This is a genomic window from Lachnoclostridium sp. An76, assembly GCF_002161355.1.
Taxonomy (GTDB): Bacteria; Bacillota; Clostridia; order Lachnospirales; family Lachnospiraceae; genus Mediterraneibacter; species Mediterraneibacter caccavium.
In genome coordinates this window covers 98,340-119,743 of the sequence record NZ_NFHL01000008.1, presented here as the reverse complement: position 1 = coordinate 119,743, position 21,404 = coordinate 98,340, and the positions used below count along the sequence as shown (strand labels likewise).

Annotated in this window: 16 protein-coding genes; 2 read left to right on the top strand and 14 right to left on the bottom strand. The window is 50.3% G+C overall.

Annotation, left to right across the window (positions count from 1 at the left end):
* The 5 genes from B5G27_RS13120 to B5G27_RS13100 form a co-directional block, all read right to left on the bottom strand.
* A complete protein-coding gene (locus B5G27_RS13120; protein WP_087179313.1) occupies nucleotides 1-747 on the bottom strand; it encodes a pseudouridine synthase in 747 nt (248 codons plus the stop codon).
* Entirely contained in the window at nucleotides 740-1,894 is a 1,155-nt protein-coding gene (locus B5G27_RS13115) for a DHHW family protein (protein ID WP_087179312.1), read from the bottom strand. The genes B5G27_RS13120 and B5G27_RS13115 overlap by 8 nt, the downstream gene beginning before the upstream one ends.
* Nucleotides 1,895-1,903: 9 nt before the next feature.
* Nucleotides 1,904-3,313, bottom strand: a complete 1,410-nt coding sequence (locus B5G27_RS13110) for an MBOAT family O-acyltransferase (RefSeq protein ID WP_087179311.1) — start codon at nucleotides 3,311-3,313, stop codon at nucleotides 1,904-1,906.
* A gap of 108 nt (nucleotides 3,314-3,421) precedes the next feature.
* Entirely contained in the window at nucleotides 3,422-3,907 is a 486-nt protein-coding gene (locus tag B5G27_RS13105; RefSeq protein WP_087179310.1) for a DUF4358 domain-containing protein, read from the bottom strand.
* Nucleotides 3,904-4,659 (bottom strand): GDSL-type esterase/lipase family protein, encoded by a 756-nt coding sequence (locus tag B5G27_RS13100; protein ID WP_087179309.1) that lies wholly within the window; start codon nucleotides 4,657-4,659, stop codon nucleotides 3,904-3,906. The genes B5G27_RS13105 and B5G27_RS13100 overlap by 4 nt, the downstream gene beginning before the upstream one ends.
* Nucleotides 4,660-4,884: 225 nt before the next feature.
* Between B5G27_RS13100 and B5G27_RS13095 the strand changes: the two genes are divergently transcribed.
* Complete coding sequence (locus B5G27_RS13095; protein WP_087179308.1) at nucleotides 4,885-5,370, top strand: DUF5721 family protein; 486 nt, start codon at nucleotides 4,885-4,887, stop codon at nucleotides 5,368-5,370.
* On the opposite strand, the gene B5G27_RS13090 is transcribed toward B5G27_RS13095, so the two are convergent.
* Entirely contained in the window at nucleotides 5,371-5,853 is a 483-nt protein-coding gene (locus B5G27_RS13090; RefSeq protein WP_087179307.1) for an acyl-CoA thioesterase, read from the bottom strand.
* 4 nt (nucleotides 5,854-5,857) lie between these two features.
* Nucleotides 5,858-6,484, bottom strand: coding sequence for a hypothetical protein (locus B5G27_RS16505; protein WP_242958317.1), 627 nt, complete (start codon nucleotides 6,482-6,484; stop codon nucleotides 5,858-5,860).
* A 235-nt stretch (nucleotides 6,485-6,719) separates the two neighbouring features.
* Here B5G27_RS16505 and B5G27_RS13080 point away from each other — a divergent pair, with 235 nt between their 5' ends.
* On the top strand, nucleotides 6,720-7,484 hold the full coding sequence (locus B5G27_RS13080) for a tRNA pseudouridine synthase A (RefSeq protein WP_087179306.1): 765 nt from the start codon (nucleotides 6,720-6,722) through the stop codon (nucleotides 7,482-7,484).
* A gap of 57 nt (nucleotides 7,485-7,541) precedes the next feature.
* On the opposite strand, the gene feoB is transcribed toward B5G27_RS13080, so the two are convergent.
* The 7 genes from feoB to B5G27_RS13045 form a co-directional block, all read right to left on the bottom strand.
* The gene (gene feoB, locus B5G27_RS13075; RefSeq protein ID WP_087179305.1) at nucleotides 7,542-9,587 is read right to left on the bottom strand and encodes a ferrous iron transport protein B; all 2,046 of its coding nucleotides are present in this window, start codon (nucleotides 9,585-9,587) and stop codon (nucleotides 7,542-7,544) included.
* Nucleotides 9,584-9,811 (bottom strand): FeoA family protein, encoded by a 228-nt coding sequence (locus B5G27_RS13070; protein WP_087179304.1) that lies wholly within the window; start codon nucleotides 9,809-9,811, stop codon nucleotides 9,584-9,586. Before B5G27_RS13070 ends, feoB begins: the two co-directional genes overlap by 4 nt.
* A 270-nt stretch (nucleotides 9,812-10,081) precedes the next feature.
* A complete protein-coding gene (locus B5G27_RS13065) occupies nucleotides 10,082-16,441 on the bottom strand; it encodes a discoidin domain-containing protein (RefSeq protein WP_087179303.1) in 6,360 nt (2,119 codons plus the stop codon).
* Between the two features lie 389 nt (nucleotides 16,442-16,830).
* The gene (locus B5G27_RS13060) at nucleotides 16,831-17,460 is read right to left on the bottom strand and encodes a cytidylate kinase-like family protein (RefSeq protein WP_087179302.1); all 630 of its coding nucleotides are present in this window, start codon (nucleotides 17,458-17,460) and stop codon (nucleotides 16,831-16,833) included.
* Nucleotides 17,461-17,657: 197 nt separating this feature from the next.
* On the bottom strand, nucleotides 17,658-19,724 hold the full coding sequence (locus B5G27_RS13055; RefSeq protein ID WP_087179301.1) for an ABC transporter permease: 2,067 nt from the start codon (nucleotides 19,722-19,724) through the stop codon (nucleotides 17,658-17,660).
* Nucleotides 19,721-20,485, bottom strand: coding sequence for an ABC transporter ATP-binding protein (locus B5G27_RS13050; protein ID WP_087179300.1), 765 nt, complete (start codon nucleotides 20,483-20,485; stop codon nucleotides 19,721-19,723). Before B5G27_RS13050 ends, B5G27_RS13055 begins: the two co-directional genes overlap by 4 nt.
* Nucleotides 20,486-20,614: 129 nt before the next feature.
* Entirely contained in the window at nucleotides 20,615-21,403 is a 789-nt protein-coding gene (locus B5G27_RS13045; RefSeq protein ID WP_087179299.1) for a hypothetical protein, read from the bottom strand.
* Nucleotide 21,404 lies beyond the last annotated feature (1 nt).

The window sequence follows — 21,404 nt, the reverse complement described above, 5'->3', positions numbered from 1 at the left end:
CTATGAGGGCGGATCATTTAATCCTTCATAAAGCTCGTTCAGCTCCGCATCTGTCAGCTTCCTGTACTGTCCGTCTCTCAGGCTCCCCAGCCGGATATTCATGATGCGCACGCGCACCAGATCCCGGACTTCGTACCCCAGCGCCTCGCACATGCGCCGGATCTGGCGGTTCAGCCCCTGGGTCAGTATGATAGAAAATGTATATTTCCCGATCTTCTCCACCCTGCACGGGCGCGTCACTGTATCCAGTATTGGGACACCTTCTGACATCTGCCTCACGAAATCCTCTGTGACCTCCCGGTCCACGGTCACTTTATATTCTTTTTCGTGGCGGTTCGCGGCGCGCATCATCCGGTTGATGATATCCCCGTTGTTCGTCATGAGCAGCAGCCCCCGTGAGTCTTTATCCAGCCGCCCCGCATAAGTGACGCGCACAGGGTAATCCAGAAAGCGGACGATACTGTTCCTCTCCCGCTTCTCCTCTGTACAGACGATCCCTCTCGGCTTATTGACCGCGAGCACGATCATGTCCTCCTGACGGGAGACCACCTTCGCGCCCACCTTCACCGTCTGTCCCGGCGCGACGCGCATGCCGGTCTGCGCCGTCTTCCCGTCCACAGTCACCTTCCCAGCCTCAATGAGGCGGTCCGCCTCCCTTCTGGAACAAACGCCCGCCTCACTCAGATACTTATTCAGCCTCACCGGCTCTTTCTTCTGTATAAATTCCTCTTTTATCCGATTACTCACCTGTAAATACTCCGCTTATATTATTATCTGTCATAAAGGTATTCCCGCTGTAAAGGATCAGGGCATCCGTGATCCTGTACGTCTCCATGATATCCTCCAGAGTGCCGCTGTAGTATCTGGGATCCACCACTACGATCTCCCTGTAATACGGCGTAAGGAAGGGGATAAAACAGTCCGCGAACGAATCCTTCACCACGAGCAGCCTCTGCCTGCTCGTAGACATCGTCCTGATATCCATGACCGAAGTATTCCCGCCGAAGAACACGCCGTACTTATCCCTTGTCTCCAGCTTTGACGAATCATAGAGGGAAGTCCGCTTCTTTGCCTCATCCACATAATTTACGATCACATCGTCGTCCCCTTCTGTGGGCACATAAATGTCGATCTGTTCTTTTTCATCCAGCCCTGCCCCGCTCTTTGACGCGAGCACGCCGTTAAAGCTGTCTGTCACAGTGTAGGAGACATAATCATCTGACACATCCCCTTCGATCCCCAGCCCTGCGGCCGCCTCCTGGAATACATAAAAAGCCGCCTGGGTCGTCCAGTGATGATCCGTCTTATAGTATAGCTTCTCTGTTTTGTGTTTATTCAGAGCGGAATACGCGTCCACCCAGCTGACCGAATCCCCGAGCCCGCGCTCCACCATACTGAACATCTGGCTCTGGTCTTCCACAGTCGCGAAGGCGGGCAGGCTGTCGCTCAGGATACACGCCGCGTCCGGGATCAGCATGACTGTCGTCGGGATGTCCGGATACATCTCCGCAAAGCTCCTTACGGCATTGATATTGTCTTTAAACAATTCATCGTCCGGCACCGCGATATCCTCGAAGAGCTGGCCGTCTTTCCCGATGATCACCCCGTTTTCCATCCTGCTCCCGCCAAGCCGGTCAAGCTTTACCTTAAGCCCTCTCAGAAGATTTCTCCCGGCAAACTGGTCGCTCATATAGCTCTCCCACTGCTCCATAAAGTCCCCGTTCAGAACGCCCGTAAGGCTCAGCTTCGGCATCGTATCCAGCATCCTGTTTTCCTGGTCCGACTGCTCCCTGTCCGGGGCAATGATATTCACGAGCAGTACGAGGAACAGGCTCAACAGGAAGATCTTACCGATCAGGCTCTCGATCCGCCCTCTTCTTTTTCTGTTATCCATAGCTCCCACCTAAAATCTGAAATACAAAAACGGGTTAAACGTATCTGTCACGAGAAATGCGACCGCAATCACAAAAACACCCATATATATGACCGCCGCTGTCACTGCCTTCGCCTTCTCATTCCGGATCATCCGCGGCACTGTGTTCAGGAGCCTCAGCCCGAGCGATGAGGAGCCGAGCACTGCCAGGACATACAAAAGCCAGTGCGTAAAGAGGAGGAATGCGCCTTCCGAATCCGCGATCCCCGCTCCTCCTCCGACCATTGCGGCCAGATACCTCAGCGAGTAGCCCAGGCTTGGGCTGAAGAAGAACACCCAGCCCACGAGCACCAGGATGACTGTATAAATATGCCTTGCCACTGCGGGCAGGCGCTCCAGGGAATCTCCCCATATATACTTTTCCAGTACAAGGATCACACCATAGTAGACGCCCCACGCGATAAAATTCCACGCCGCGCCGTGCCACATGCCTGTCAGCGCCCACACGACCATCAGGTTAAAGATATTCCTGGACACTGAGCAGCGGTTCCCGCCCAGAGGGATGTACACATATTCCCGGAACCATGTACTCAGGGAAATATGCCATCTCCGCCAGAATTCCGTGATACTCTTCGATATGTATGGATAGTCGAAATTCTTTTTAAATTCAAACCCGAACATCTTCCCCAGTCCCACAGCCATATCCGAGTATCCGCTGAAATCAAAATATATCTGGAACGCATAGGAAAAAACACCCACCCATGCCGTGAGCATGGACAGACTGCTGGCTGGCACCCCGGCGATCTGGTCAAACACCTCGCCCGCCGTATTGGCGATGATCACCTTCTTCGCGAGTCCGATGATAAAGAACACTGCCCCCTGCCCCAGTCTCCTGATCGAGATCTTCCTGCTGCGAAGCTGTGCCTCGATATCCACATAGCGCACGATCGGCCCTGCGATCAGCTGCGGGAACATACTGATGTACAGCGCGAAATAGAGGATATTTTTCTGCGGCTCTGCCTTCTTCCGGTAAATATCCACAAGATAGGAGATCGCCTGGAATGTATAAAAGGAGATCCCAACCGGCAGAGGGAGCTCCCGGTAAGGGATATCTGACGGCAGGAACGAATTCACCGTATCCAGGATAAAGCCATAATACTTAAAAAATCCGAGGATCAGCACATTGACTGCCACCGCGAATGCCAGGCTGAGCTTTGCTTTCCTCTCATCCTCAGCGTTCGCCCGGATATCCCGCCCGCAGAAATAATTAAACAGGATGGACAGGATCATGAGCACCACGTAGACCGGTTCCCCCCAGGCATAGAAAAACAGGCTCGCGATCAGCAGGACGATATTTTTCGCCCTGCCCGGAACAATATAGTAAACTGCCATCACAACAGGCAGAAATAAAAACAAAAACGTAATACTGCTGAATAACATGTAACAGATTCCTCTCTTAGCCCCATGGGCTACGTATCACTCCGGCCTGCCGGCTGTCCCGAAAATATGCCGGCTGCCCTGAAAACAAGCCGGCCGCCTCACGACAGATCACAGGCTGCTGCTGAAGGCCTCCAGATATTCCTCAGCCTTTGGCGCAGCAGCAAAGAAGATATATCTCCCCCTCACGCTCTGCTTCGCATCCTCCAAAAGCTTTACCTCTTCCGGTGCATAACCGTCAAAATCATTCTTCCTCGCCTCGACCTGCCTGTCGATCGCTTCCATGACCTCCTGGACCTGGCTTTCATCTTTCACCAGTATGACCAGCACCTCCTCCGCAGAGATACTGAACTCCGAGGCATAATACATAACGCCCGCATAATCTGCTTCGCTCAAGCCGAACTCCCTCTTAAAAGCCGCCCCGTCCTTACGGACCAGATTGCTTTTATCAAGAGAACTGCTCACTGCGTCTTCCACTTCCTCAAATGGACGGCTGCTCCCGCTGGCATAGATCATGAGCAGCACCACAAACGCTATGAGCAGTCCAAGGACAACATATTTCATAACCCGGCTGAACGTAAATCCACCTGTTTTCATAATGATGCCACCTCCGCCATATGCTCTGCCCAGACCGGATAAAAATCCGCCTTAAAGTGGATCCCGTCCTGCTCATAATACTGATCCGATACCAGATCTGTATTGTCGATAAATGCGATCGTCTGGCCGTCGCAGAGCTCCTTCAGCGCGTCATTGTATTCCGGGATCTTCTCCAGAAGAGGTTCTTCTTCCAACGCCTTTTCCTGGACCGGGAAGATCGAATTGACAAAAATGTGCGCGTCCGGCACTTCTTCCCTGAGCCGGTCGAGGACACTCTTGTATTCCGAAACAAACCTGTCCACATCCCCGTTTGTCGCAGTCACATCGTTCATCCCCAGGTACAGGAACAGGACGCCGGGACTTAATTCCTTTACCTTTGAAATCTGTCCGTCCAGCTCATCCAGATGCACCCCGATCTCCGCTGCCACGCTTGAAGCATTCAGGATATCATACTCCTCGAATCCTTCGGCTACAGAATCCCCAAGGATCACAGCCCCTGCAAATCTCTCCTTAATGCTGCGCCCTTCTTCTCCACTGCCGTCCTGCTGCTCGAGCAGGCTGATCTTTTTTTCGATCGCCGTTATATCCCCAGCCTCCTCAGCCTTAATGTATTCTACCCCGGCCGATGTATCCGCCCCTTTATGCAGGAGGCCTCTCACCGCCAGCACGATAAGGATGACCGCCGCAGCAGCTGCCGCGATACACACGCCGAGGACGATCCGCCTTTTCGTTCTCTGTCTTATCCTGTCCATAAATCACTCTTGCTCTCTGTGTGAATCTACTCTGACTGTCAGATAACACGCGGCAGAACCCCGCCGCCGTATCATCTATTAATAATACTTTTTTTAATCCTAAAAGTCAATGACGGCACTCCTCTTTTGTGGTACAATGGGTAACAGTCCGGACGCGCTGTCCTGGAAAACAGACAGCCCAACGGGTCAGCTGTTACTGAAAATATTCAACCAAAGGAGCACACCATGATCGCATTTGCCCTGACAAACACAAAAGAATTTATGTCCCATCTGCTTCTCGCGGATACATTCGATCACTTTTCTTTTATCGAAGGGGAGATCGTCACATTTAACACATTCAGGATCGATGGTTTTATACAGAAAGATTTCTTTGACACCGGGGCGGATCTGCCCGAGTACTCCCCCTGGAAAAATGTGCGGGACTTCTGCTTCTCTGTGATCAAAGGGAAACGCACCCCGTTAAGCTTTCGATTCATATTCAGCCTGTCGCGCAGGAACATCAGCCGCCTGATCGCGCAGAGCACACCCTCGCTGGACCCGGACAGCGTACAGGGGCTCTACATGAACATCCAGTTCGACGGCACACGCCTGTCCTGTGTGACCGGAACATCTTTCAAAACATTCACAATGGATAAGACACTGGAACATGCATGGGACGAAACGGTAGAAAAATTCCTGGAGCAGAAACAGATCGCATTCGAGAAGATGTGATCAGAACCCTTCTTTTTTTCTCCTCATCCGCATTTCCCGCCGTTTCTCCGCGGCCGCCCACTCTGCCTTTTCGGCCTCTGTCTCCAGTATGAGCCTTGGCGCCTTTTTCGGCTTATCGTTCTCATCCAGTGCCACCATCGTAAAATACGCCCTGTTTATCGCATGGCGCATCCCGTCCTCCAGATGTTCCACATAAGTGTCCACCCGCACCTCCATGGATGAATTTCCCACATAAGTGACTTTGCCGATGATCACGACCATCTCGCCCTGGTACGCCCCATGGATAAAATGCAGGTTGTCAACGGACGCTGTGATGACATTTGACCTTGTATGCCTCTTTGCCACTAACCCGGCCACTTCGTCAAGCCACTGCATGAGCATGCCTCCGAAGAGCCTGCCCGCCGCGTTCATATGATTCGGCCTGACCATGTGCACGGTCTCTACCATTGAGTCTGAAACTTTTCTTTCCTCTATAACATTCATAATTTCACTCCATTTCCGCTCCGCCCCACTCAATGACAGTAAAGCCTTCTCTCTCAAACGGTTCCAACTCCTGCTCAGGTATATTGATCGCTTTATCAAGCGGCTTATAAACCATGAATACACGAAGGATACTGTCCGGTTCCGGGCTGATCTTCAGCTTTGCATGTTCTGTATAATCTTCCCCCTGGAAAGTGATCAGATTATATTTATTATCCTCCATACGGGGAAGCCAGTAAACAATAAATTCATTTCTTTCCTTTTCATTTAAGCCCAGGTACGCCAGTTTTTCCTCCAGAAATCCCGCCGTATCCTTTCCCTCAACGACAAAACCCCTGCTGAGGTCATATTCAGTCCCGGATGTGCCTTCCCAAAACAGATAATTATATTCTTTTCCTGTGTCCTGATCCCGAAGTGTCCCGTCAGGATATGCCTTTACTTTCCATCCGTTATCATACTCCGGGTAAGTACATGTAAATTCTCCGTCAAGTTCAAGCTGCACATACACTTCCTGCACCTGCTCCGGATAAAGATAGATCACAGGCTTTTCATTTGTTACATCTGTACACCCGGTCAGCAGGACCGACACTGCTGCCAAAGCCATCATGCCAGTTAATAACGCATCCTTCCTCATCTTCGCTCATTCTCCTACTCATTTACGGCCACTGCTCTTCGTATCTCTGCCCGCCTTTACGGAAAATTTCCCTTTATCAGGATATTTCCTCTTATCAGGTCAGTACACCATGTTTTCAAAATCAGTATAACATAAAATCTGGGAATTTTCTCTGTCTTCTGTTACAATTACATCCAGAAAACCAATCTGCTAAAGGCAGGCTTAAAATCTGAAACCACAGACCAGGAGGAAATTCATGCAGAATATCAGGCTCACCCTTCAGTACAAAGGAACACGTTATCTTGGCTGGCAGCGCCCGCCGAAAGACGGTTTTGAAAAAACAGTTTCCTATAAAATAATCTCTGCGCTGTGCAGGATGACCGGAGAGGATATTGTGCTTTACGCAGGCGCAAAGACTGAGCCAGGAGTCCACGCACTCTCCCAGACTGTCAGTTTCCACACTGAAGCAGCGCTGACACCAGAACAGTTCCGCGCTGAACTGAACCGCTTCCTTCCTCAGGATATCTCTGTCCTGTCAGCCGAAGCGGAGCCGGAGCGCTTCCGGGCGGATCTGAACGCAAAGCGCCGCACTTACGGATACCACATCTGCACTGCACCTGTGTATGACATATTTACATCAGCTTACACCGCCAGTATATCTCCCTGTCCTGATATCAGCCTAATGGAAACAGCCGCCGGCCTGCTGAAAGGCACGCATGACTTCGGCTCTTTTTCCGGTGCCCGGAAGAAAAAAGGGACGGAAAAAACTCTTTATGACATCCGGTTTGAACACATCAAAGAAACGCCATCCCCCGCGTCCAACGATGCGGACACCCTGGTCATCTCTCTCACCGCAGATGATTTTCTCTATCAGATGCCGCTGCGCATTGTCAGCGTGCTTCTTGAAATCGGGATGCAAAAACGGACAGCAGACGTCATCCCGCTTATTTTTTCCGGGAAGGAAACGTCTGCTGTTACCTGTGATGCAAAAGGTCTTCTGCTCACTTCCATAAAATATTGAAAACCTGCTTTGTATATAATGCGGCAGCTAAGTCCCAGGGGCTCTTCTCTGATCTTTTTACATGAACAGACCTGCCACATGGAATGCGATAAAGCTTATTACCCACGCCACTGCAAGCTGGAAAAGCACGATCCCTGCCGTGGTCTTCGTACTTCCCACTTCCCTGCGGATCGTAGCGATCGTCGCCGTACAGGGCACATACAGGAGACAGAATACCATCAGCGCATATGCGTTCGCCGCGCCGAATCCCATCGCCCCCAGCGTCGCCACGAAGCTGTCCATACCATGAGCGGTCGTGATATTCTGGATCCCGAAGAGGACGCTGCAGCTGGATACGACCACCTCTTTCGCCGCGATCCCCGAGATGAGGGCGACGACGATCTGCCAGTACCCGAGCCCCAGAGGCCTGAAGAACGGCACGATAGCTTTCCCGATCACAGCCCCGAAGCTCTCCGTGATATCAGTCACAAAACCGGACGGACCGACATTTAACAAAAGCCACATAACGATGGACGCGAAAAAGATGACTGTCCCTGCCTTTGTCAGGTAGTCCTTTACCTTCTCCCACACATACACCGCGATCGTCCTGGCATTCGGCGCCTTATATTCCGGCAGCTCGATCAGGAGCGCGTGTTCCGCCTTGCTCCCATCGATCTTGGAGATGATATACGCGGTCAGGATCGCGATCACGATACCGAGGAGATACATGGAATAGCAGGCAAGCATCGCATATTTCCCGAAAAACATAGAGGAAAACAGGACGTAGATCGGAAGCCTTGCGCTGCACGACATAAATGGCGTCACAAGGATCGTCTTCAGTCGGTCTTTTTTGTGTTCCAGCGCCCGCGACGCCATGACCGCCGGCACGGAGCAGCCGAATCCCAGGAGCATAGGCAGGAACGCCCTTCCCGACAGTCCCAGATGCCCCATAATGTCATCCATCACATATGCTACCCTGGCCATGTACCCGCTGTCCTCGAGAAACGCGAGCGCCAGGAAGAGGATGAAGATATTCGGCAGGAACGTAAGGATACCGCCCACGCCGGAAATGATCCCGTCCACGATCAGGGATTCCAGCAGAGGCGATGTTCCCACGGCCTGGAGCCCATTACTCACAAAGCCGCTGAACAGTTCCAGCCCTGTCTCAAAATATCCTTTCAGCCAGTCGCCCACCGCGAATGTCAGGAAAAACACAAGAGCCATGATGAGCAGAAAGATCGGAAGCCCCAGCCATTTCCCGGTCATGAACCGGTCAGCACGCTCTGTCCGCTCTTCCTTCTCGCTCTTATTTACCAGCGTCTCCTCGATCACTTCTTCTATAAAATCATATTTTTCATTGATGATATCCTTCTCATAACTGCGGTCCACGATACCATCCAGGTCCACCGGATAACGCTCCAGTACAGACTGGTCCTGCTCCAGAACTTTGATCGCATGCCAGCGCATGTTCTGCATGTCCGGGTATTTTGCGCGGTATTTCTCAATGACTGCGTCAATCTTATCCTCGATCACATCGTCATATACCATGGCATATTCACTGTGGTGGTCATGCCTGTGCCCGGTCTTGTCCGGGTGATGGTGGATAAAGGGACCCGGCTTCGCGTATTCATTGTGGTGCGCCACCGCGTGCATCAGGATCTCCAGCCCGCTCCTTTTCCTGGCGGAAACCGGGATCGCGGGGATCCCCAGCATCTCCGGCAGACGGTGCAGGTCGATCTCCATGCCCCGCTCTTCGACCACGTCCATCATGTTCAGAGCCAGCACGACCGGCTTGCCCAGCTCGATGAGCTGGAGTGTCAGGTAGAGGTTCCTCTCCAGGCTGGACGCATCGACTACGTCCACGATCACATCTACCTCATCGCTCATGATACACTCTCTGGACACCTTCTCTTCCATCGTATAGGACGTCAGGCTGTAAATGCCCGGCAGGTCGATCAGCTTGAACTCCTGCCCTTTATATGTTGTCTTCCCTTCTTTTTTCTCCACGGTAACGCCGGGCCAGTTCGCGACCTTTAAGTTTGCTCCGGTGTACGCGTTAAAAAGAGTCGTCTTCCCACAGTTCGGATTACCGATAAAGCCTACATTGATCACTTTCCCGCTCATGCCGCATCCTCCTTTACGAAGATACTGTCTGCAATACGTCTCCCGAGCGCGAAGCGCGTCCCGCGGAATTTCACGGTCATAGCACCTTTTTTATCATTATTTAAGATCGTGATCCTTGAGCCTTCTGTCAGGCCAAGCGCCTCAAGCCTGCGCTCCAGGTCCAGCTCGGTCTCGATCCTCTCGACCACATATGTATGGTGATTCTTTCCTTCTTTCAGTCTCATGTACTCGTCTTCCTTCGTATGTGTGCTATTGATAATATTTCTCAACAGTCATTATATACACTTCAATTAGAGAAGTCAATTCAGGGACAGGTTGAAATCGGATCGGGGACGTAGTCAAATGCGATTTGACTACGTCCCCAATCCGATTTCAACCTGTCCCAAAACGCAAAAAACTCCCTCCCGGGAGACAGGTCCTATAACCCCGCCCCTCGGAAGGGAGAACACATATCAGCAATAAACTGATATTTTACCACGTGTTTTGTTTTTGTTTTATCTTACTTTTTTCCTGCGTGCAAGCACTACGACTGCTCCGCCGGAGACCGCAAGTACCGCGAGGAGTCCTGCCGGTACTGCGGCGTCTCCTGTCTGGACTGCTTTGTCTCCGTCAGTGCTGCTTCCGCCTGCACTGCCGCTGCCCGGTTTGGACGGACCGACTGGTGTTTCTTTCTCGATCAGACCTCTGTAAGCCGCATCAAGCGCTGCAAGCGCATCTGTATATTCCTGATCAGAAGCCCCTTCCTTATCCAGGACTGCCTGCGCAGCATCCAGAGCATTCTTAAATACCGCCCAGGAATCAGCTGTGTAGCGATTCTCATCCAGCCCCTTCAGAGCGTCAACCGCTGCCTGGAGGTTTTCCTTCGGAGTCGTCTCACCCGGCTGATCATTTACTTTCAGAGCCGCAAATGCATTGTCGAGCACTGTCGCCATATCTCTCATATTCTGTGCAGTGTACTCGCCCGGATTCTCGAGCATAGCCTCTGCCTCTGCAATCTTCGCCTGGAATGCATTCCAGGAATCAACTGTATAATTGAGATTCGGTTTCGCTTTCATGGCATCTACTTTTGCCTGGAGTTCTGCCTGAGCCTGCTCTTTATCGATCGCTGACTGTGATGTACCGAAGAGCTGCATCTCTGCGATGCGTCCATACATATTATCTTCTGCCGGAACACGTCCCACAGCTCCGAGCACAGTAAACTTCACATACTGCGCGTTCACCGGAAGGAATCTTGCATCCACAGTAACATTTCTGCCCTGCTTATACTCTTCCGGATCAACACTGCCTGCAGCAACCTTTGTCCAGGTCTGCCCATCCACGCTCACTGCCACTTCATATTCCGTGACACCACCGTTCTGGATCGTATGTGAGGTGAAGGATACCTGTTCCAGACGATAAATATCATCCAGAGTAATGATCACATCTTTCGGAAGATTGGCATCCGATCCTCCATACGGGGATTCCCAGAAAGATTTAATGTCGCCGTCAAACATCTTGTCCGCCGTATTAGACTCGCTGTAAGGCCCGTCTGCACTCGCAACAATTTCAGAATCAAGCGCCAGGCTGTCATCTACAGGCACAACTTCCAGAGCCTTATATTTTTGCTCCAGAGTCACTGTTGCCGTCTCAACTTCTGAACGGGTAGCATCCACTTTCGCCAGGATCGCAGCCGCATTGTCAAGCTCTGTCTTGAACTCCTGATAAGATTCCTCAGTATACAGGCTTTCCGGTGTATTCTTATACTGATCATATACTGCCTGGAGCGCTGACTTGTCAACGCCTGCTTTGACATTGACCGTATACTCAGCCGTGATAGTTTCATCAGCAGCGGAGATCAGTTTGATCTTAGCTGTACCTTCTGACATACCGCGGACCTTGTAGATCGGATAACCGTTTTCATCTGCAAGTGTGAGAATGCTTGCAACCGACGGATCACTGCTCTCCACCTTGAAGAACTGGTTTGGAGCATTCTCCGGTGTGATCACAGCATTTACATCTGCAAGATATCCCACATAGAGCTCTGTTACGTTATCCTCTGCCGGAGCGATGCCTGTCACTTTTATAGTATCAGTATAGAGGAAATCAATCTCGCCCAGTGTCAGCATTCTGTTTTCCTGCGGCTCATCATATGTAGCCGTTCCCTTTGAACTAAGGAATGTAATATCTACATTCTTTACATTTTGGTCTGAACCCACAGCAAAATCATATGATGCAGCTTCAGAATCAAAGGATATCTCTTTCGTCGAATCATCTTCAAACGTAACAACCGCCTTCACACTCGTAAGATATCCATTTGTACCTGATTCTGCATTGTAAACAACGAAATTCGTAAGCGGGCTTGGAGTATTGAATGCAAAATGCATCGTTGTCGGAAGCTGTACATAATCCGGAAGCTTTTCTGCATCTTCACTCTGAGCCGTATACTTAAATTCGAACTCACGTCCTTTTGTCCCGTTAAACAGCGGATCATAGCTCTGCCCCTGTACGATCTTCTGGACGTTCGTGCCATCATCTTCTTCAAGCCACTCGTTCGTCATTGTGATCGTGAAATCACTCACGCCGTATTCTGTTGTTGTCCCCTCCGGAACCTCCGGGATCGTCGGAACATTGCCTGCGTCCGTTGTGATCACACTGTAATCCGGTCCGATGAGCATAACAGATGAAAGATCGATCGCATCCGCAACATTTTCAATATCCGTCTTCGCAGTCATAGTAATCGTTGCCAGAATGCCGCTTCCACTGTAAAGATCCTTGTCGCCTCTGTTTGCAAATGCCAGGTTTACATATGGATTCTCATATCCGCTCTGAGCTATGGAAAGATTTTCCATGTCAATGGTAGCTGCTCCGCCTTCGATCTTAGCAAACTCCAGCTGATCATTATCATAATAAAGCACTTCACCAAAAGCATTCAGATTCTCCACATTATCTGCGTAAACATCGATTGTCAGAGTGTCACCTGTATTCAAGGATTCTGCGCTTGCCAGCAGAAGAGCATTTCCTGCTACGGAACCTGTCTTCTTTGTCCCCCCGTCCAGTTTGAACAGGGTATATGCATAGTCATATACATCATATACATTATTGTAGTTGATATCCAGACCATACTGAGCTACCTGTGTAGCAAACGCCGGTGCTTCAGAACAGATACCCAGATAATTAGCCAAATTAGTAAAATCTGTATCTGTCACCTCGGAATTACCGTTGATCGCGATACTTCCTACCGCAAAGCCTTTCGAGCCGTCAACCTTATACACTGCCAGCTCATTTGCCGCAAAAAATCCACCGTTAGACCTTGTAACAACAAGCTTCACATAACGGGCAAACTCACCGTTAAGCTCAACTGTCTTCACATTGTCATCTATGCTTGTATCTTCCACATATGACCACGGATCATCCGCCCCCACATGCATCTGTTTCCAGTTCTGTCCGTCCAGCGAGATATAGACATCCATCTGCTGAACCGTACCGTTGCTGTTTACGCCAACATTGCCGTCACCGCCCTGGCCTTCTCCACGCGGATAATACCTGAACTCATCCAGGCGATATCCCTGTCCGAGGTCTAAGATAAACGGAACAGCGTCATTTACTACATTTCCTGTAGAATGGAACATTGTAGCAGTATTGTGGTCAGTCGCGTTCGCAAGAGCACCCCACTGATCTCCACCAGACCAACTCACTGTTGCATCCGGCACATTCCTCCACGGGTCATCCAGAGAGTTTGTCTTCAGTTCTGTGCTCCACTCTGAATAGCCTTCCGCATTTCTTGAGCGGACCTGATATGTATGCTCGCTGTTGTAAACCAGATCCACATGGTCAAAATATGTGTTGCTTCCTACGCTGTTGATAATGCCGTCAACCATGACTTCATAGCTTTCCGCATCAGCAACCGGCTCCCATGTCACATGAATGCTGGTAGGAGTCTTGCTTTCCTCCGGCGCTGTCGGTGTCGGTGCTGCAAGGTTCTCGTTCAGCTGATCCTTTCCGAACTCGCCGTCATTTGCAAATCCGTTGATCACCAGTGTCTGCGCGTTTTTACTTGCATCTGTCTCAGCAAATTTCACGTGCAGCTTCGGAGCAACTTTGACATCTGCTACCATTTCCTGAAGCTTCTGCTCCTTGCTCTCATCCGGGATGTATGTCTTGATCGCCGGAGAAGCGTCATAGAAGTATACAACTTCCTTTTCACCCGGCACTGTCTGCTCAAAATCCGCCAGAGTATCAACTTCCTTAACCTTCAGCTCCTGATCGCCATTCTTCGCAACAATGCCTTCCGGCTTTTCGGATACGTTTACAATGAACTCTGTGTTCTTATTCTTGTCATATCCAACATAAGAGCCTTCAGATGCTTCGGCTGTCAAAGTAACCGTATCGTCCTCCACAACAGATGTCAGCTTCGTAGAAACATGGCCGCCATAAGAAATATGATCGATTGTTCCATATTCCTCGTCTTCTGTCGTCTCGTTTGTCATCGTGCTTCCGTCATCCTCAATCACGGTGTACTCTGTAGAACCAGCCGGCCAGAATTCTACGATCCTGTTTGACTTGTCCAGATCTGTTTCCGGATTGTTGTTCTCTTCGTACATCGGGATGATCGCGCCGTTCTTTACAAACAGCGGAAGCTTCCAGAGAGGAGCGTCATATCCGTTGACCGCCTGGCCGCCCTGGTACTGCTCGCCGGTAAAGTAGTCGATCCAGACTGTTTCTTCCCCGTCATCATTCGGCAGATAGATATTATTGCGGATATCATTTCCTTCGGCATCCGCTTCCGTATCCTGGTATACCGGAGCTACCAGCAGGCTCGGGCCGTACATATACTGATACTGCATTGCCTTGCTTGCCGCATAGTCATCTTCCGGGAATTCCAGGAACATGGCGCGTACCATCGGAAGGCCTGTATCGCCGTTGCCTGTATCGATGTTTGCCGCTGCGTACGCATTTGTGTATGTATACGGCATCATCTGGGCTTTCAGCTTCAGATACATACGGGAGATACCTGTATACGGATCACCGTGTGTGTACGGAGCCTTCACATAAGATCCCCAGCCGTCCATATCCAGCATCTGCGGAGTCATGGATTTCCACTGGTAATCTCTTGCCGCGATCAGCGGCGCGCCGCCGTGGATACCGTCCATATCGCTTCCGATATTCGGGTTACCGCTTAAGGACTGTCCGATATAAGTCGGGATGTGGAATCGAATGTACTCCCACTGTCCGCCGCTCTGGTCGCCTGTCCAAACACTGTTGTAACGCTGGGATCCAGCCCATCCGTCAAGCGAGATGATATTCGGTCTCATTCCGACAGATGTCGTCACAGTCTCATAAGCCATCTTAACTCCGTCAAGCTGCATAGAGTATCCGTTTCCTACCCATGCAACGTCTGTCTTCAGAGTTGTAACGCCGCCGGTCTTTACCTCCGCCGCGAAATCGCGGAGCAGATGCCAGTATGTATTCGGATTTGAATCCGGCACAAGGTAGCTCTGAGTCCACAGACCAGTCGCTACACCCTTGCTGTTTGCATATTTTGTAAACTCTGCAAGGTTCTCTACGTTTGCCTCTACGGCTGCAAGTCTTTCAGCACTGCTGCTGCCATCCTCGTCAACACCGCCGGTCTTGTAATAACCATTCTGTCCGTATCCTGCTCCATACCCGTCATTCGGCAGGAAGAATCCGAGAGGCATATCATATTCCTGATATGTATCAAGCACGTGCCGCGCGGAATACTCATACGGTGTCTCAGTACCTGCCGGGAAGTTTTCTGCTGCAACTGACGGTCCGTGTCCGTTCAGAGTCTCCGCCGCATACTCTCCTGAGAGGACATATCCTGCAGCACGTCCGTTCTCATAGACAGTCGTTCCTTCCGAGTCAGAAGAATCCGTTCCCTTTGTGGTCCATGCCTGTGCTCTGTATGTAGTTTCAGTTTCCGCATTGGTTTCTTCATAATAATTTGTATCCCAGGAATCACGGTTATACGCGTTCAGATGCCCAAGATAGAATCCATATTCCGGAAGGAGCACCGGATTACCTGTAACTGTGTAATAATCCTGGAGCAGGTTCTGGACTGTGGATGTCTTGTCCGCTGTATCGGACACAAAGTAGTACGCATCCAGTTCTGCTTCGCGGTGCTCAGTAGTAACTGTGTCAGCGCTGTCCTCGCCAAAATCATACCATCCGTCTGCGAACGTGTTTCTCAGCACGCCGTATCCGCCGGTCGTATAATAGAACGGATTCGGCGAAGCCACTCCGCCATCTGTCCAGCCGCTTTCATTTACAATGTTAATAGATTCTCCAGTATGCACAAAGCGGCCGTTCTGCGTTCCGCCTCCGAAGAAATCCTCTGCATCCTGTTTGACCAGTGTCTGGACCGTTGATGAATCATTGATCCGGAGCGGCTCTTTCTCCTGCATCACGACCTGATCGCCGTTTTTCACAGTCATCAGGGCTGTACCTTTATCAAACACGATAGATGTAGTCCCAGCTGTGATCGTCACATTATCGCCATCCTCAGTTACCTTTGCTGCCGGGTGAGAGTAGTCACCAGACTCATCCGGGCGCTGCTGAATCCTTCCTTTATGGCTTGCTGATCTTGGTGCAGCATACTTGGAAAATTCACCTGTGGGATCAACATTGTAGCGGAAGATACCTTCCTCAAGGAATGTGATCTTCGCTTCAACTGCGCCGTCGTTGAATTCCACATAAACAACATTACCGTCATCCTTTACATCTGTCACGGATGACAACTGCCCTCTGAACTCTTCCGGGGCGGCAAATACATCTGCCGGCAGCATCGACGCCGCAGTTGTGAACGTCATCACAAATGCCATTGAGCCGGTCAGAATTTGTTTCTGTCTCTTTTTCATTTCTTCCTCCTGTTTCTTTACTTCCCCATTTCCCCTCGTTTTTTATCTTCTTCTCCGCACCCCCTCCTTTCCTGCCACCGAAATAGATGCCGCTATTTCTTGTGCATTTTACTCAAAATATTTTGTGTGGCATACTACTCATCCGCCAGATTTTGTATATTTTTCACAATCAATTTAAAATTCTGGCAGATATTATGTATTATTCTACACCCTTTTTTCAGTTTTTACCATCCATCCATGCTAAAGTATTTAAATAGTGCAAACAATCTAAATAGTACAAATATATCAATTCTCTTTATGCAGTTCAACTTAAAACAGCAAAACAACACAGAAAGGCCGCCGCAACGGGCTGCCTTTCTGTGTTTTATAACTTAATGCTTTGGAATATTTTATCTCGTCTCCCATTTCCGGTAGATCGCCTCCAGCGCGTCCACCACTCCGTCGATCCCGAGCAGGCTCGCATTGAACATCATGCTGTTCGCCTCGATCCCTCCCCATTCCCGTCCGGTCCGGGCTTCGTAGTACAGCTTCCTCTCCCGGTCAGTCTTTTTGATCTTGTCCAGCGCCTGTTTTTCTTCCAGCTTATAGAGCTTCATGATGCGCCGGATGCGGTCTTCTTTGTACGCATAGATAAAGGTGTTGATACAGTTTGTATAATCGCCGAGGATGTAATCCGCGCACCGCCCGACAAATATGCCCGGCCCCTTCTCCGCCAGCTTGCGGATGATGGCTGACTGCTGTTCATATACCCGGTCTGTCAGAGGCTTCCCGGACTCGTCGCTTGTAACAAAGGCCCGGTATTCCAGGCTGTTGGCTGCATAAGCTGACAGGAACCTTCCGAGCACTGTCTCATCTACCCTGGTCGCGTCCTCATTACTGATACGAAGTTCCTGCGCTGCCATGCGGATCAGGTTATGGTCGTAGAGCGGGATGTTGAGACGCTCTGACAGCTGATTTCCAATCTCATGCCCGCCGCTCCCGAACTGCCTTCCGATCGTGATTATCGTGTGTTGCATCATATCTGTCACTCCTCCCTGCGGATCGCTGATTTTTATGGATATATTATACCATAACTCAGTCGGATTTGGGCAGTAACCTGCGATCTGATAAAAATTTGATTTTTTCAGCCAATTAAATGCAGACGGAAAAATTTCCGCCTGCCCGAATATTATTTTTAGTTCCTACAAGATTTTCCGTAATGTTTCCGAATGCTCTTTTACCGCTCCTTCTCTTTCGCGCTGACGATCCCATAATAGCTCTTTGACGTCACCCAGTATAAAATCACATAGAAAATCGCAAACACCAGATAACAGCAGGCAGTCACAAACAGGAAAAGTTTTTCATCCGTCCCGGCTGAGATCAGATTCAGGATCCTGGAGATAAGCGGGTAGGCAAACGCCAGATGTACTCCCGCGGCGATCAGCGGCAGGAAGAATACGGTCAGCACCTGGGAATTAATGCTCTGCTTCACTTCCTTCCGGCTCATTCCCACTTTCATCAGGATATCAAACCGGTCCTGATCCTCATAGCCTTCCGAGATCTGCTTGTAATACATGATCAGCACGGTCCCGAAGAGGAATACCGCTCCCAGGAGGATCCCCAGGAAGAAGAGCCCGCCGAAAAGGGCAACGTACTCTGCCCGGCTCGCAGCCTTTGATTCAGCATACCAGTATACATAATTCCCGGAATCATCCTCTTCTGACAGGGCCATGAACCGGTCTCTTATCTCATCATAGATCTCGGACTGTTCTTCATCCCCGCAGCCCATGTCAAAACTGTAACATCTCTTGATGGAAGAGACGCCTTCCCCTTCAAGAGAATCATTTTTGATCCGGCACATCTGCTCCAGCACGGATACATCCTTTGCCACAACCAGAAGACATCCCCTTGCATTTGCGTCCGCCTCCCCGATCCGGAAGGGTTCCTTTTCCATCTTTTCTGCTTTCCATGTATCGAATCCTTCAAAGTGCGCGGTATCATACGCATACTCCATCTTGTACGGATAGATGAGCGCCTCATTGTCTGACAGTTCTGTCTCCGTTCCGGACAGTCTGTTGTAATCTTCCAGAGGGATCACATAAACTCCGCGGAATTCTCCGGTATCTGTATCTATCTGCCCGCTCTGCTCCCCTGCAGCCAGGTCGATCATAAATTCCGCCCCGGCCTGATAGACGGTCAGGCTGTACATGCGGTAATCTTCAAGGTTTTCCGCGGCCTCCCCATGTTCGTCCAGTATCTCTTCCACCGCACTGATATACGGCTCTGTATCTTCCTCACTCAGAGTGGTCTGGTCGGCAAAGCTGATCTGCACTGACAGATCCTTTGGATACCGCTTGCCCACCGCATCCTCTGACTGGGCGAACAGGCAGGTCGTGGACGACACTGTGACGAGCACCATCGTGGACAGGATACAGATCGACGCCAGCCCTGCCCCGTTGCGTTTCATGCGGTATGTCATGGATGAGAGCGAGATAAAATGCTTTGTCTTATAGTAGTATCTCTTATTCTTCTGGAGCAGGCGGCAGAGTGCCACTGACCCTGCGATAAAGAGGAAATACGTCGCAAGGATGACCATGACCACCGCCAGGAAGAACAGGACCATCGCCGCCATTGGGTCAAGGACAGCCACTGCCAGATAATAGGCAGCCCCGAGCAGCGCTGCCCCCAGGACGGCGAGCAGCCAGTTTGCCTTCGGCGGCTTCTCTCCCGTGTTCTCACTGCGGAGCATCTCCACCGGGCGGAGCCGGAAGATGGAGACCACCATCCGCAGCATGATCAGCAGGGTGATCGCCAGGAAGAGAATGACCGTCCACATGACCGGCTTGGCTGCGAAATTCATATCAAATCCGGTCTTTCCTCCCAGGATCTTTACCGCTGCCATCTCGGCAAGCTTGGAAAATAAGATGCCGAACACCAGACCTGCCGCAATAGATACCACAGCAGTCAGTATATTTTCCCAAAGCAGGATCTTTACCAGATTCCTCTTCCCCATTCCCAGGATATTATACAGCCCGAATTCCTTCTGCCTCCTGCGGATCAGAAAGGAGTTCGTATAATACAGGAAGATAAGGGAAAAGATCCCTATCACAAAAACGCCGAACCCAAGCATGGACTGGAGCATATCCCCGCCGAATATTCCCGAAAAATCCGCGCTCATAGACAGGTACGCCACAATATAAAACATCATAACCATGCAGATGCAGGTCAGAAAATACGGGAAATAGAATTTGCGGTTTTTAGAAATTCCTTCCGCTGCCAGTTTTAAATAGAATCCTCTCCTCATCGCCTGTCACCACCTGTCGCAAGCATTGTGAGCGTGTCGGAGATCTTCTGGTAGAGCTGTTCATCCGACATGGCGCCCCTGTACACCTGATGGTACACTTCTCCGTCCCGGATAAAAAGCACCCTTCCCGCGCGGCTTGCCGCCTTTACCGAATGGGTCACCATGAGTATGGTCTGCCCTTTCCCGTTGATCTTGGCAAACAGGGACAGCAGCTCGTCAGTGGAACGGGAATCCAGCGCGCCCGTGGGCTCATCCGCAAGGATCAGCCTCGGCTCTGTGATGAGAGCCCTCGCCACTGCCACCCGCTGTTTCTGTCCGCCCGAAATCTCGTATGGGTACTTGTCTAGGAGCGCGGTGATCCCCAGTTCCTTCGCCAGCGGAGTGACGCGCTCCAGCATTTTCTTGTGCGGCACGCCTTTGAGCACCAGGGGCAGAAGGATATTATCCCTTACATTAAACGTATCCAGCAGGTTAAACTCCTGGAACACAAAGCCCAGATGATCGCGGCGGAATTCCGAGATGTCCTTATCCTTAATATCCGAAAGCGGTTTCCCGTCCAGACAGACCGTTCCTTCCGTCGGTTTGTCAAGGGCAGCCATGATGTTCAAAAGCGTGGTCTTTCCGGAACCGCTCTCGCCCATGATCGCCACATACTCGCCCTCCTCCACAGAGAAATTCACGCAGGAGAGCGCCTGCACCTGATTGCCGCCGAACCGCGGCCTGTATATTTTCTTTAGATTTTTCACTTCCAAAACTGCCATGTATTATGCTCCTCCTTTTTCTTGTCTGGAGACAGTATAGCAAAGGAAGACAGGCGGATGACATCGAATCCGGTGACATTCCGCCTGTCCTGTGTGACATTATTGTAATATGGCCTCTTATAGTATGATTCAGATCCTGAATATGATCTTAAAGATACTTTCACATATTTTCAAAATTTCTTCCCGGGATTTTCCCGACAGCTGTTCCCGGAATTTATCTACGATCCAGTTATTGTATTCATATTCAGGTATGACGCCATTGCCGTTGATCACATTTTTTATAAACTCATAAATCCCCCGTGTTTTATAAACCGGATCATTCAGACGGAAACGCCTGATGTGCGCTTCGATAAATTCCTTTTCTGCACCTGAATATGTATATCTGTCCTTTGCCGGCTGAAACTCCATATGCAGTATGTCATACTGCAATGCCAGCGGCTGCCCTGTGTCCTCTCCTTTTACGCCCATTGGCTGCAGGATTATCTTCCCTTCACAATTGTTGCAGCATGCTTTCTGTAATCTGCGGAGCGCTTTGCATGCCACGGTACACTGTTTTCTTTTTTCCAATGAACAGCGGCTTTCTTTTTCATAGTTTTCTATTATTTCAGATGGCAGTTTTCTCTTTCTTTCTCCGGCTTTTTTGAGAGACTGATTGCACTGCGGACATGCGATGCCGATATTCGGTATACATTCTCTCAGTTTTGCTGAATTTGACTTTTCTATCGCATGTTCCAGATTTGCATATAATTTCCCATCAACCCGGATCCTTGTATAGCAATACATACAGTACCCGCCGGAGCTTTCCTCGAGAACCTCTTTCAAATTCTCTTTTTCGTCTTTCTTTGTATACCCGTATTTCTTCCACTTCTTATACCGGGGCCGAAACAAAGGCATCTGTAAAATCAGGTTATCTTCCATT